Raw genomic sequence first — 12,641 nt, 5'->3', positions numbered from 1 at the left:
GCGGGGCGGCCTCAGATGCAACTTCCTGGTCTGGGGTCCAGGTAGTTGCAGGAGCAGCGGCGTGCACCCAGCCGCACACGCAACTTCCTGGGCTGGAGCCCAGGAAGTTGCGGTGGAGGGGTCCGGGCGGCGGGCCCGGATGCCCAGCCCGCCGGGCGGCGCGCCGGGCGTGCCGGCGAACGTCAGCTGTCGACCGGGCCGAGGGTGTCCTCGAGGAGCTGCTCGAGCTCCTGGCCGTGGACCACCGACTGACCGGCAGCGGGTGAGGCCGACGGGACGCGGGCGGCGTGGCGCAGCTGACGGCCGTCCCCGAGCTCGTCGAGCAGGTTCCAGAGCCGGCCGTCCACGAAGCTCCACGGCCCCATGTTCGACGGCTCCTCCTGCACCCAGACGACGTCCTCGGCGTTCGGGTAGCGCGAGAGGATGTCGCGGAGCTGGGTCAGCGGGAACGGGTAGAGCTGCTCGACGCGGACGACCGGCACGTCGAGGCCGCGTTCGTCGCGTTCTGCCACGATGTCGTAGGCCACCTTGCCGGAGCACAGCACGACGGTCCGGGCCGCTTCCGGGTCCCGCGGCTCGTCGGCGGCGTCGGAGAACGCCGGGTCGTCGAGGGTCTCGCGGAAGGACCCGGAGGTGAACTCGGACAGGTCGCTGAAGGCGTTCGGCGACCGCAGCAGCGACTTCGGCGTGAAGATCACCAGTGGCTTGCGGACATCACGGTGCATCTGCCGACGCAGGACGTGGAAGTACTGCGCCGCGGTCGTGGCGTTGACGACCTGGATGTTGTCCTCGGCCGACAGGATCAGGAAACGCTCGATGCGGGCCGAGCTGTGTTCGGGGCCCTGCCCTTCGAAGCCGTGCGGTAGCAGCAGCACGAGACCGGAGGTGTCGTCCCACTTGTCCTCGGCGGCGACGATGAACTGGTCGATGACGATCTGGGCACCGTTGACGAAGTCGCCGAACTGCGCCTCCCAGCAGACCAGGGCGTCCTTGTCCTCAACCGAGTAGCCGTACTCGAACCCGAGCGCCGCGTACTCGCTCAGGAACGAGTCGTAGATGAACCACTTGCCCTGGTCCTCGGACAGGTTCGCGAGCGGCAGGTACTCCTCGCCCGTGTGGAAGTCGACCTGTACGGCGTGCCGCTGGGAGAACGTGCCGCGGCGGGAGTCCTGGCCAGCGACCCGCACGTTGATATCCTCGAGGAGCAGTGACCCGAACGCCAAGGTCTCCCCGAGCGCCCAGTCGATGGTTCCCGACTCGTAGCGTTCCCGGGCCTTCTTGAAGATGCGGTCGAGCTTGGGGTGGCGTGAGAACCCGTCGTGCACGTCGAACTGCACCGAAGCGATGCGGTCGAGGTCCTCCTGCTCCACCCCGGTCTCGACGGCGGGCAGCAGCTCGGTCGATTCCTCGGGACGGATGGCCTTCGGCGGCTCGGGCGGCGCGGCCTGCTTGGTCTCGTCGAACGCGGCCTGCAGACGCTCCTCGAAGTCGGCGAGGAACTCCTCGGCCTGCTCGATGGAGATGTCGCCGCGCCGCACGAGCCGTTCGGTGTAGAGCTTGCGCAAGGAGCGGCGGTTGTCGATGATCTCGTACATCTGGGGCTGGGTGAACGACGGGTCGTCGGTCTCGTTGTGTCCGTGTCGCCGGTAGCAGACGAGGTCGATCACCACGTCGCGGTGGAACCGCTGGCGGTAGTCGAACGCCAGCCGAGCGACGCGGACCACCGCTTCGGGGTCGTCACCGTTGACGTGCAGCACGGGGGCATGGATCGCCTTGGCCACGTCGGTCGCGTAGAACGACGAGCGTGACGAGTCCGGCGAGGTGGTGAAGCCCACCTGGTTGTTGATCACCACGTGGACCGTCCCGCCGGTCCGGTAGCCGCGGAGCTGCGAGAGGTTGAGCGTCTCGACGACCACGCCCTGGCCGGCGAACGCGGCGTCACCGTGCATCAGCAACGGCAGCACCGGGAAGACGCCCTCGTCGCCGCGGTCGTAGCGGTCCTGCATGGCCCGCGCCACGCCCTCGACGACCGGGTCGACGGCCTCGAGGTGGGACGGGTTCGGCAGCAGCCGGAGCGCGGCCTCGTTGCCGGAGCGAGCGGTGTAGGTGCCCTCGGTGCCGAGGTGGTACTTGACGTCGCCCGAGCCCTGCACGGTGTCGGGGTCGATGTGCCCCTCGAACTCCCCGAAGATCTGGGCGTGCGACTTGCCCACGATGTTCGACAGGACGTTGAGCCGGCCGCGGTGCGCCATGCCCATGACGATGTCGGAGATGCCGTCGTCGGCTGCAGCCTCGCAGACGGCGTCGAGCAGCGGGATGAGCGCTTCCGCGCCCTCGAGCCCGAACCGCTTCTGACCGGTGTACTTGGTGTGTAGGAACGACTCGAACGCTTCCGCGGAGTTGAGTCGCTCGAGGATCCAGGCCTGGTCCTCCGACGGCACGTCCTCGTGGACGCCCTCGACCTGGTCCCGGATCCACTGCTTCTGTTCCGGGTCGAGCACGTGGCCGTACTCGATGCCGATCGTGCGGCAGTACGCGTCGCGCAAGACCCCGAGGATCCTGCCGAGCGGCCGCTTGCCCACCGTGCCACCGACATCGCTGACGAACTCGCGATCGTTGTCCCAGATCGACAGCCCGTAGTAGGTGGGGTCGAGCTCGGGATGCATCTCGGCATCACGTTGCCGGAGCGGGTCGAGGTCAGCGATGAGGTGGCCACGGACCCGGTACATGTTGGCGAGCTGGCCGACCTTCATCTGCTTCTCGAGCAGATCGTCCTCGGACCCCATGGCCGAGGAGTCGGTCCGCCACCGGGCGGGCTCGTACGGCAGCCCGAGCGAGCGGAAGACGTCGTCGTAGAACCCGTCCTCGCCGAGCAGCAGCTCGTGGACACGCTTGAGGTACAGCCCCGACTCGGCCCCCTGGATGACCCGGTGGTCGTAGGTCGAGGTGAGGGTGATGACCTTGCCGACACCGAGCTTGGCGAGGGTGCGAGGGTCGGCGGCCTGGTAGCCCGGCGGGTAGTCGATCGAGCCGACCCCGAAGATCGCGGCCTGACCGGCCATCAAGCGCGGGATCGAGTGGACCGTGCCGATGGTCCCCGGGTTGGTGATCGTGATCACGCCGCCGCTGAACATCGCCGGGTCGAGCTTCTTGGTGCGGATCTTGCGGATGATCTCCTCGTAGGCGCGCAGGAACGCCTCGAACGAGAGGGTGTCGGCGTCCTGGATGACGGGCACCAGCAGGGAGCGGCTGCCGTCGTCGTTCTCGATGTCGACGGCGAGGCCGAGCCCGAAGCTCTCGGCCTGCACGACCGCGGGCTTGCCGTCGACCTCGGCGAAGACCTTGGTCATCGCCGGGACGTCCTTGGCGGCCTTCACCATCGCGTAGGCGATCAGGTGGGTGAAGGAGACCCTCCCGCCCCGGGTGCGACGCAGGTAGTTGTTGACGATGGTCCGGTTGACCTCGAGCAGCTTCGCCGGCACGTCACGGACCGAGGTCGCCGTCGGGACGCCGAGCGAGGTCTCCATGTTGTCGACGATGCGGGCACCCGCTCCGCGCAGGCGTTGCGGTTCGGGTCCGTCCTCGGAGAGGGTCGCCGCCGCCCGGGGGCGCGCGGGTGCGGCAGCGTCCTTGGCCTCCTTGGCCGCGCCGTTGGAGCTCGCGCGTTCCGCGTCGTCCGCCTTCCCCTTCGGAGCGTCGGTCCGTGGCGCACCCGACTCGCCGGAGACGTCGTCGGCACCGTCGGGTCGGTAGTCGGCGAAGAAGTCCCGCCAGGATGCCGACAACGAGTCGGGGTCCTGGCGGTACTGCTCGTACATCTCCTCGACGAGCCAGGCGTTCAGCTCGGACCGCGAGCTGGAGGGTGCGTCCGGGGTGCGTGCCACGTGGCGGGCTTTCGGTGACGCGGCGGGGACCGCGGAAGGGAGCAGGGCGGGCTCGGGACGCGCGGTGGCGGTGTCCGACGAGGTCCGAGGCGAACGGACCCGGACAGCCCCTGTCGCGCGCGATCGAACCTACCGCCGCACCCCCCGTCAAGCCGGACCGGGGTTGGGACGTCCGACCGTGGAACCCGTCGGTGCCAGCGAACGTCCCACCGGCCATCGCCCACCGCCCCCATCAGCTCGGAGCCCCCGTGAAGTCCGACGCGAACCGTCCCCCCACCCCGCAGCGGCGACGCCGTGGGATCGCCGCGGTCCTCGCGCTGCTCACCCTCCTCACCGCGTGCTCCGCAGCGGACGAGGCGGCGACGGATACCTCTGCCGAGGCACCGGCGGTCGACCGCGACTGGGCCGACGGCGAGGCTTCCGGTGGCGGGGAGGAGGCCGAGGGGCTCGACGACGCCGTCGAGCCCGGCGGTGGCACCACCGGAGAGCCAGCACCGGCGCCCGAACTGGCCGCGCTCGGACGCGAACGGATCCGCACGGCGTGGATCACGCTCGAGCTCGAGGACCCCGAAGCCGCGGTCGCCGAGGTGGCGGACGCCGCGGAGGCCAACGGGGGCTTCGTCGCGCTGGCCGACCTGGCGCGCGACGACCACTCAGGAGAGCTGCACGGCACCGTGACCGTCCGCGTGCCGAGCGCGGCCCTCCTCGAGACGCTGGACGCCTTCGAGGCCCTCGCCGTGGACGCCCCCGTCCGTCGGATCGAGGAGCAGGACGTGGGTGCACAGCTGACCGACCTCCGCGCGCAGCTGACCAACCTCACCGCCTACGAGGGCGAGCTGCGCGAGCTGCTCACCGAGGTGCGCGCCGGCACCTCGGACCCCGACGACCTGCTGCCGATCGTCGAGCGGCTGCAGTCGGTCCGCTCCGACATCGACCGCATCCGCGCCCAGCGTGACGGTCTCGAGGAGCGGGTGGCACTGTCGACCATCACCGTGACGCTCACCTCGACGCGCAGCGCGACCCCCATCCCCACCTCGAGCTGGGCGCCCCTGCGGACCCTCCAGGAGGCGGTCGCCGCCACCGGTCGGGCACTCGCCGCCGTAGCCGATGCGGCCATCTGGCTGGTGGTCACCGCGCTGCCCATCGCGCTGATCCTCCTCGGCCCGCCGCTGCTGATCTGGCGGTGGCTCCGACGCCGCTCGGACGACGCCCACGTCGGACACGTGCCGACGGGACCCCCGGCGGTCGACGGGCCCCCACCGCCGACCGGCTGAGGCCTCGCTAGCGTCGCCCCGGACGCGACTCCCGGGAGGTAGCGGTTGCGCCAGGTCCTGGCGGGTCTCGCCGCGATCCTCGTGCTCGGCGCCGCCGTGTTCGTCGTCCTGCGGGCGCTCGACGCGAACGACCCCACGCAGGAGACGGCGGCTGACGTCCCCGCGGAGACCGTCGACGCCTACCTCGACGCCTGGGAACGCGGCGACCACGACGCGATGGCCGAGCTCGTCCGCGACCCACCCGAGGTCTTCGTCACCGCCCACGAACAGCTGCGCGATGGCCTCGCCCTGCAGGCGCTGATCACCGAGCGCATCGCCCTGGCCGAGGACGTCGACGGTCGGGCGACCGCGACCGTCACCGTCACCGCCGACCTGCCCACCGTGGGAGAGCTCGGCTGGGAGGTCGAGCTTCGCCTGCTCCGCGAGCGTGGACGCTGGGGGATCGCCTGGGAGCCGGCCTCGCTCCACCCCGACTGGCGGCCCGGTCTGCGCTTCGTCACGACGACCGTCGAGGTCGACCGCGCCCCCATCCTGGCCACCGACGGCACACCGCTGGCGGGGCCGGGGCAGCGGGTGACCTTCGGGGTCGAACCCGGCGCGGTCAGCAACGTCGACGAGGTCGTCGCCGCGTTCGAGGCGGCGATCCCGGGCAGTGGCGACACCGCTGCCCGCGTGCTCGGCCAGCGCGGGCTCGTCGACGGGTGGTTCTACCCGGTGGTGTCGCTGTCCGCGGACGAGGCACGGGACGCCGGACCGAGCGTCGTCGGCGTGGCCGGGATCCTGCGCCGGACCGAGGACGGCGCGAGGTCGCTGCTGGCCGACGGGTTCGCGGTCCACGTGGTCGGTCGCACCGGAGAGGCCACCGCCGAGGAGCTCGAGCGGCTCGGCCCGCCCTACGAGCCCGGCGACATCGTGGGCCGTTCCGGTCTGGAGCAGGCGCTCGAAGCCGACCTCACCGGGCGTGAGCTGATCCAGGTCGAGCTGCGTGACGGCGAGTCCGGTCCGGTCCGCGCGACGCTCGCGACCGTGGACGCCGACGGGGGTCCCACCGCCGGTCCGCTCACCACCACCCTCGACGTCACCGTCCAGCGCGCCATCGAGAACACGCTGCTCGGTCGCGACAGCGGCGCCGCCATCGTCGTGGTCGACACCGAGGATGGCGCCATCCGCGGCAGCGCGAGCCGGCCGCTCGACGAGTTCGACCGGGCCCTGCAGGGCCGGTACCCGCCCGGGCCCGCGTTCGCCCCCGTCGTGATCGACGCCTGGGTCGCTGCCGGCGGGGACCCGACCGACGACGTCGACTGCCCGGCCGAGGCGGTGCACGCCGGCCGACGCGTCGAGAACGTGGCCGGTGCGGACCTCGGCCGCGTCCCCCTGGCCGTCGCTGCGACCGGCGGCTGCGCCACCTCGCTGGCTGCGCTCGGCGCGGAGCTCGGCGCTGGTCCGCTCGGCGAGGCGGCTGCCCGGTTCGGCGCCGGCCGGGACCTCGACCTGCCCCTGTTCAGCAACGGGTTGTCGTTCCCGGACCCGGTCGACCTCGGCGAGGCGACCGTCGCCGCCAGCGGCCAGGGACGCGTCGAGGTGTCACCCCTGCACGCCGCCACGGTCGCGGCGGCCGCCGCGACCGGCCGTTGGTCACCCCCCTACCTGCTCGAGGACGCGGGAGCAGGTGACGGACCACGCGACGGCACGGCGCTGGCACCGGGGGCGCTCGACGGGACCCGCCGGCTGCTCGTGGCGAGCGACGAGGTCGAGGGCCTCGCGGGGTTCGCCGCCACCGCCGCCGGCCTCGACGGCGTGGTGCACTCGTGGTTCCTCGGGACCGTCGACGACCTCGCGATCGCCGTCCTCGTGGAGGACGACGGCAGCGACGGATCGGCAGCAGGGCTGGCCGTCCGCTTCGCGCGGGAGCTGATGGCGCTCGCCGACGCTCCCGTCGACGGGTCGCGCTGAACGCCCGGGAGGGCCCGGGTTCGCCTCGCCAGGACCTGGACCGGAGGTGACCGACGTGCCCACGCTGACGCTCACCGGGGACGCCCCCGCGGACGAGCTGCTGTCCGACAACGCCTTCGCCCTGCTGATCGGGATGCTGCTCGACCAGCAGATCGCGATGGAACTGGCCTTCGTCGGGCCCCACCGGCTCGCCGAACGGCTCGATGGCGATCTGACCCCCGGGTCGGTGGCCGCGACCGACCCGGACGACCTCGAGGCACGGTTCCGACGGAAGCCGGCGATCCACCGGTACCCCGGGTCCATGGCCAAGCGGGTCCACGCCCTGGCCGAGCACCTCGTCGACCACCACGGGGGCGACGCCGGAGCCGTCTGGCGCGGTGCGGCGACGTGACCGACCCGGCCACCCTCACCAAGGTCCGCGAGTTCAAGCAAGCGCGCAAGGCGGCGGCGAAGGCCGCGAAGAACGCCGACTGAGTAGCGCCCGAACGCGAGGCGCCGAGCGGCGGACGTCAGGCCTCCGGCACGATCGACAGGCGGAACAGCAGCAGCGTCGCGAGCCCGATGGCCACGATGCCGAATGGCGCCCACCCCCAACCTCGGCTCCAGGGCCAGACCGGGAGAGCACCGAACGCCAGCAGGCCGATGACGACGAGCGGGATGAGGTTGGCCACGAGCGGCTCCGTCGAGGTGTCGACGCGACGCTACCTGGACGGCCGACCGATCCCCCGCCGGCGACGGCAGTAGCGTGCGCACCGTCCCCCGTCCCGCGAGCGGCCCCACCCCACCCCGGGGACCGCTCGGAACCCGGCCGAGGCCCATCCGATGAAGCTCGCCATCCTGTCGCGCAACTCCTCGCTCTACTCGACGCGACGCTTGAAGGAAGCGGCTGAGGCACGCGACCACGAGGTCCGCGTCCTCGACTACCTGCGGTGCGTCATCGACATCACCTCGCACCGCCCAGCCATGCACTACGGCGGCTCCGAGCTGGCGCCGCTCGACGCGGTCATCCCCCGCATCGGCGCCACCCACACCTTCTACGGCACCGCGGTGGTCCGGCAGTTCGAGATGATGGGCGTCTACCCGACCGTCGAATCGCAGGCCATCAGCCGGTCGCGCGACAAGCTGCGTTCCCTGCAGCTGCTGGCCGCCGAGGGCGTCGGGCTCCCCGTCACATCCTTCGCGCACTCGACCAAGGACATCGACGGGCTCATCTCACTCGTCGGCGGGGCGCCGGTCGTGATCAAGCTGCTCGAAGGCACCCAGGGGATGGGGGTGGTCCTCGCGGAGACCAAGAAGGCCGCGGAGTCGGTCATCGGCGCGTTCCGGCAGCTCGATGCCAACATCCTCGTGCAGGAGTTCATCAAGGAGTCACGCGGCACCGACATCCGCGCCTTCGTCGTGGGCAACAAGGTCGTGGCCGCCATGGAGCGGACCGCCGCTCCCGGCGAGTTCCGCTCGAACGTGCACCGCGGTGGCGAGGCCAAGCGCGTCAGGCTCACACCCGAGGAACGGTCGATCGCCAAGCGTGCCGCCAAGATCCTGGGTCTGAACGTGGCCGGTGTCGACCTCATGCGCTCGAACCACGGCCCGGTCGTCCTCGAGGTCAACTCCTCCCCAGGCCTCGAGGGGATCGAGGGCGCGACCGGGATCGACGTGGCGACCAAGGTCATCGAGTTCGTCGAGACCCACGCCGAGGTGAAGGCCACCACCCGGGCACGGAAGAAGGCCTAGCGCCGAGCGGGAAGGCCGAGCGCTCCGGTCCCACTCGGGTCAGCCGTCGACGCGATCAGCCTCCACGGCGTCCCAGCTCTTGCGCGCCGCGATCAGCACGGGGTCCCAGACCGGCGAGAACGGCGGCGCGTACGACAGGTCGACGTGGAGCAGGTCGTCGACGTGCATGTGGTTCCACAGGGCCGTCGCCAGCACGTCGATGCGCTTGGCCGACCCCGCTTCGCCGACGATCTGCCCACCGAGCAGACGGCCGGTGTGGCGCTCCGCGATCAGCTTCACCGCGATCGGTTCGGCGGTCGGCCAGTACCCGGCGGTGGTCGTCGACTCCACCACCACGCAGACCGGTTCGTACCCGGCGGCGCGCGCGTCGTCCTCGCCGAGACCCGTGCGGCCGATCTCGACACCGCACAGCTTGGTGATAGCGGTCCCGAGCACCCCGGGGAAGGTCTCGTACCCGCCACCGAGGTTGATCCCGGCGACGCGGCCGGTCTTGTTGGCGATGGTCCCGAGCGCGATGGCGGCGGGTCGGCGCGTGACCAGGTGGTGCACCTCGGCGCAGTCACCGGCCGCCCAGACGCCGTCGACCGGCGTCCGCTGCCGGACGTCGACCACGATGCCGCCGGTCGCGCCGGTGGGGATGCCCGCGTCGCGGGCGAGATCGCTGTTCGGGCGGGTCCCGGTCCCGAGCACGACCACATCGGCCACCAGCTCGCCCGCGTCGGTGACGACGGCGCGCACCCGGCCGGCCTCGTCGTGCTCGATCGCCGAGACGGCGGTCGACACGTGCAGCTCGATGCCCATGCCGGCCATCGCGGCGGCGATCCGGTCACCCATGTCGGGGTCGATGGTGCTCATCGGACGCGGCGAGCGTTCGACGACGTGGACCTCGATACCTCGGGTGACGAACGCCTCAGCGATCTCGAGGCCGATGTAGCCCGCGCCGACCACGACCGCCCTCGGAGCACGATCGAGCTCCAGCCCGGCGAGGTGGTCGATGATCGCCTGCCCGTCGTCGAGGGTCTGCACCCCGAAGACAGCCGGCCCGTCGATCCCCGGCAGGTCCGGTCGCTGGGGTGACGCCCCGGTGGCGATCAGCAGCTGGTCGTAGCCGTGGTCGTCCTCGCCACCCGACCCGAGGTCTCGGACCCGCACCGTCCTCGCGGCGGTGTCGATCGCGACCACCTCGTGGTGGATGCGCGCGTCGATGTCCTGCCGCTCGCGGAACTCCTCCGGCGTGCGGACCACCAGCTCGGCGCGGGTGTCCACGACCTCGCCGATCCAGTAGGGGATGCCGCAGGCCGAGTACGAGGTGTCGCCCCCGCGTTCGAACACGACGATCTCGAGCTCGTCGGGTCCGCGGCGTCGGCGCGCCTGCGACGCCGCCGTCATACCCCCGGCGTCGCCGCCGATGACCACCAGACGTTCGGTCACGCTCCGTCTCCTCGTCGCGACCGAGGCTAGGGCGAGGTGGGAGCCGGTGAACGGGCTAGCGGTCCCGTCGGAGCACCGCAGCGAGGTGGTGGGTCAGCGGCGTGTCCGCGTGCGCCATCCACACGTCGTAGGTCAGGACGTCCCCGTCGAGCACGAACCTCCGGCGTACCTCCCGGACGTCCTTGGCGGTCCCCGCCCTGCCGACCGTCGTGGTCGAGAGGTCGAAGGTGGCCACGCCCGAGGCGTCGACGATCAGGCCACCTTCCTCGACCTCGACCAGGCCCGTCGGGTGGGCCAGCACGAACTCCACGCGCGTGCCACCGTCCGGGTCCACCCCGACCCCAGCCGCGGACGTGCTGGGCGGAACGAGGCGCAGGTAGCCCGACTCGGCGTGCATCGGGGCACCCGTCTCCGGGTGCGAGGTGCGTTGCGCGTAGGCGAGGAACGGCTTGCCGACGTGACCGACCGTCACCGTCTCGCGGTAGGTGAACGGGTCGATGGTGGGGTAGTCACCCCGCCCCTCACCGCTGAAGCTGCCGACGAGCCCGGCGATCGGCGCGAGGACGTCGTGGAGCAGCACGCCGACGTCGGGCTTGCCGGCGGTGGTCACGTGGCGGCTCCGGTGACGGCTTCGACTGGGCGCGCGAGGCTAGCGTCCAGCGACATGATCCTCTCCGTGCTCGGCATCGTCGGCGGTCTCGTCGTCCTCACGTTCGCGTCCGACCAGTTCGTGGTCGGCGCGGCGCGGGTCGCGCGTGTCCTGAAGCTGTCACCGATCCTGATCGGAGCCGTGGTCATCGGCTTCGGCACGTCCGCTCCCGAGATGCTGGTGTCCGGTCTGGCCGGCGCCCAGGGGTCGCTCGACATCGGGATCGGCAACATCATCGGCTCGAACGTCGCCAACCTCTCGTTGGTGCTCGGCGTGGCCGCGCTGGTCACCCCGATCGTCGTCCGCTCGCCGGTGCTCAAGCGTGAAGCTCCGATCGCGCTGATCGCCACGATCATCTTCGCTGTGGTGGTCCAGGGCGGCCTCGCGGGCGGCGAGGCGACGATCCTGCTCATCGTCCTCGTCGTGGGGTTGACCCTGATCATCCTCGGCGCACGCCGCGGTGGGGAGGACCAGCTCACCGCCGAGGTCGACGAGCTGGTGGTCCCCGGGATGTCGACGGGACGCGAGGTGCTGCGCACCCTGCTCGGCCTGGCGTTCACCCTCGGAGCCGCGCAGATCCTGGTGGTCTCGGCCGTGGACATCGCCGGACGGCTCGGGCTGGAGGAGGGGTTCGTCGGGCTGACGATCGTCGCCATCGGCACCTCGCTCCCCGAGCTCGCGACGGCCATCCAGGCCGCACGCAAGGGCCAGACCGACCTCATCGTCGGCAACCTGCTCGGCAGCAACCTGTTCAACGCTGGTGCCGTCGGCGCCGTGGCCGGCTACCTCGGCCCCGGCGCCCTCCAGGACCCCTCGCTCACCGGCACCGCCGTCTACCTCATGGTCGGCATCGCGGTCCTGGCGACCGCGTTCATGGTGACCGGCAGGCGCGTCGCGAGGTGGGAGGGCGCCACGCTGCTGCTCATCTACGTGGTCGCGGTCCCCCTGCTCGCCTGAACGCACCACCCGATCGGAGCACCCGTGGAGCTGCTGGTCCTCGAACACCACCCCACCACCGGGGTGTGTCGGTTCGGCGACGTCCTCGATGGCCGACGCGAGATGGTGCCCTGGCGTGCGGTCGACGTGACCGCCGGTGACGTCCAGCTGCCGAGGTCCTTCGACGAGGTCGCCGGCCTGGTGGTCATGGGCGGTCCCCAGTCGGTCACCGAGGCGCACCCCTGGCTCGAGGGCGAGCTCGACCTGCTCCGGCGTGCGGTCGACGCGGACCTGCCCGTGTTCGGTGTCTGCCTCGGTGCGCAGCTGCTGGCCGTCGCGACCGGTGGCACCGTCACCACCCGGCCGGTCCCCGAGATCGCCTTCGTCCCGCAGCGGCACACCCCGGTCGGTGGCGACGACGATCTGGCCGCGGGGTGGCCTGCCGGCGCTGCCACCTTCATCTGGCACGGGGACGAGATCACGGTCCTGCCTCCGGACGCCGTCCCGCTGCTGGAGGGCCCCGAACAGGTCACGGCCTGGCGGGTCGGCTCGGCGTTCGCGACGCAGGCCCACCCCGAGGTCGACACCGAGCAGATCGCCCGGTGGGTCGAGCTCGACGATCTCGATCAGCAGCTGGCAGCGGCCGGCACCGACGCCGAGGCGCTGCTCGCGGAGGCGGCTCGTCGCGAGCGCTTCGTCCTCGCGGCCGGACTGTCGCTGTTCGGCCGGTTCGTGGACGGACCGGTCCGGCGCCGCGTCACCGGCAGCAACCGCTGAACCCGA

General features: G+C 71.7%; 10 protein-coding genes. 6 read left to right on the top strand and 4 right to left on the bottom strand.

The genetic code is table 11. The features are described 5' to 3' along the window. Positions 1 to 182: 182 nt before the first annotated feature. A complete protein-coding gene (locus WEB03_RS14730; protein ID WP_368071675.1) occupies positions 183 to 3,884 on the bottom strand; it encodes a multifunctional oxoglutarate decarboxylase/oxoglutarate dehydrogenase thiamine pyrophosphate-binding subunit/dihydrolipoyllysine-residue succinyltransferase subunit in 3,702 nt (1,233 codons plus the stop codon). A 248-nt stretch (positions 3,885 to 4,132) separates the two neighbouring features. Here WEB03_RS14730 and WEB03_RS14725 point away from each other — a divergent pair, with 248 nt between their 5' ends. Genes WEB03_RS14725 through WEB03_RS14715 form a run of 3 tightly spaced genes read left to right on the top strand, consistent with a single transcriptional unit; the run spans position 4,133 to position 7,502 of the window. Then, entirely contained in the window at positions 4,133 to 5,158 is a 1,026-nt protein-coding gene (locus tag WEB03_RS14725) for a DUF4349 domain-containing protein (RefSeq protein ID WP_368071674.1), read from the top strand. A gap of 45 nt (positions 5,159 to 5,203) precedes the next feature. Further along, positions 5,204 to 7,111 (top strand): NTF2-like N-terminal transpeptidase domain-containing protein, encoded by a 1,908-nt coding sequence (locus WEB03_RS14720; protein WP_368071673.1) that lies wholly within the window; start codon positions 5,204 to 5,206, stop codon positions 7,109 to 7,111. 55 nt (positions 7,112 to 7,166) lie between these two features. After that, entirely contained in the window at positions 7,167 to 7,502 is a 336-nt protein-coding gene (locus WEB03_RS14715) for an HhH-GPD-type base excision DNA repair protein (protein ID WP_368071672.1), read from the top strand. 118 nt (positions 7,503 to 7,620) lie between these two features. Here the strand turns inward: WEB03_RS14715 and WEB03_RS14710 are convergent, their stop codons facing one another. Beyond that, positions 7,621 to 7,782, bottom strand: a complete 162-nt coding sequence (locus WEB03_RS14710) for a DUF3309 family protein (RefSeq protein ID WP_368071671.1) — start codon at positions 7,780 to 7,782, stop codon at positions 7,621 to 7,623. A gap of 151 nt (positions 7,783 to 7,933) precedes the next feature. Between WEB03_RS14710 and rimK the strand changes: the two genes are divergently transcribed. Then, positions 7,934 to 8,842 carry a 30S ribosomal protein S6--L-glutamate ligase gene (gene rimK, locus WEB03_RS14705; protein WP_368071670.1) on the top strand — a complete coding sequence of 303 codons (909 nt, stop codon included), beginning with the start codon at positions 7,934 to 7,936 and terminating at the stop codon, positions 8,840 to 8,842. A 39-nt stretch (positions 8,843 to 8,881) separates the two neighbouring features. Here the strand turns inward: rimK and WEB03_RS14700 are convergent, their stop codons facing one another. Further along, entirely contained in the window at positions 8,882 to 10,273 is a 1,392-nt protein-coding gene (locus WEB03_RS14700; RefSeq protein WP_368071669.1) for an FAD-dependent oxidoreductase, read from the bottom strand. Between the two features lie 55 nt (positions 10,274 to 10,328). Continuing rightward, positions 10,329 to 10,883, bottom strand: coding sequence for an FABP family protein (locus WEB03_RS14695; RefSeq protein WP_368071668.1), 555 nt, complete (start codon positions 10,881 to 10,883; stop codon positions 10,329 to 10,331). 54 nt (positions 10,884 to 10,937) lie between these two features. Between WEB03_RS14695 and WEB03_RS14690 the strand changes: the two genes are divergently transcribed. Together WEB03_RS14690 and WEB03_RS14685 are read left to right on the top strand one after the other, a co-directional pair. After that, entirely contained in the window at positions 10,938 to 11,879 is a 942-nt protein-coding gene (locus WEB03_RS14690) for a calcium/sodium antiporter (RefSeq protein WP_368071667.1), read from the top strand. A 24-nt stretch (positions 11,880 to 11,903) separates the two neighbouring features. Beyond that, positions 11,904 to 12,635: a type 1 glutamine amidotransferase gene (locus WEB03_RS14685; protein ID WP_368071666.1), complete on the top strand. Its 732-nt coding sequence runs from the start codon at positions 11,904 to 11,906 to the stop codon at positions 12,633 to 12,635. The last annotated feature ends 6 nt before the right edge of the window (positions 12,636 to 12,641 follow it).

The sequence above is a fragment of the Nitriliruptor sp. genome, from assembly GCF_040882075.1.
Lineage (GTDB): Bacteria > Actinomycetota > Nitriliruptoria > Nitriliruptorales > Nitriliruptoraceae > Nitriliruptor.
The sequence above is the reverse complement of the archived record's forward strand: the minus strand, read 5'-3'. Positions and strand labels throughout refer to the sequence as shown.

Excerpts from the sequence above, each read along its gene's own strand:
- rimK (WP_368071670.1), top strand. The coding sequence starts at position 7,934 with ATGAAGCTCGCCATCCTGTCGCGCAACTCCTCGCTCTACTCGACGCGA.
- WEB03_RS14690 (WP_368071667.1), top strand. The coding sequence starts at position 10,938 with ATGATCCTCTCCGTGCTCGGCATCGTCGGCGGTCTCGTCGTCCTCACG.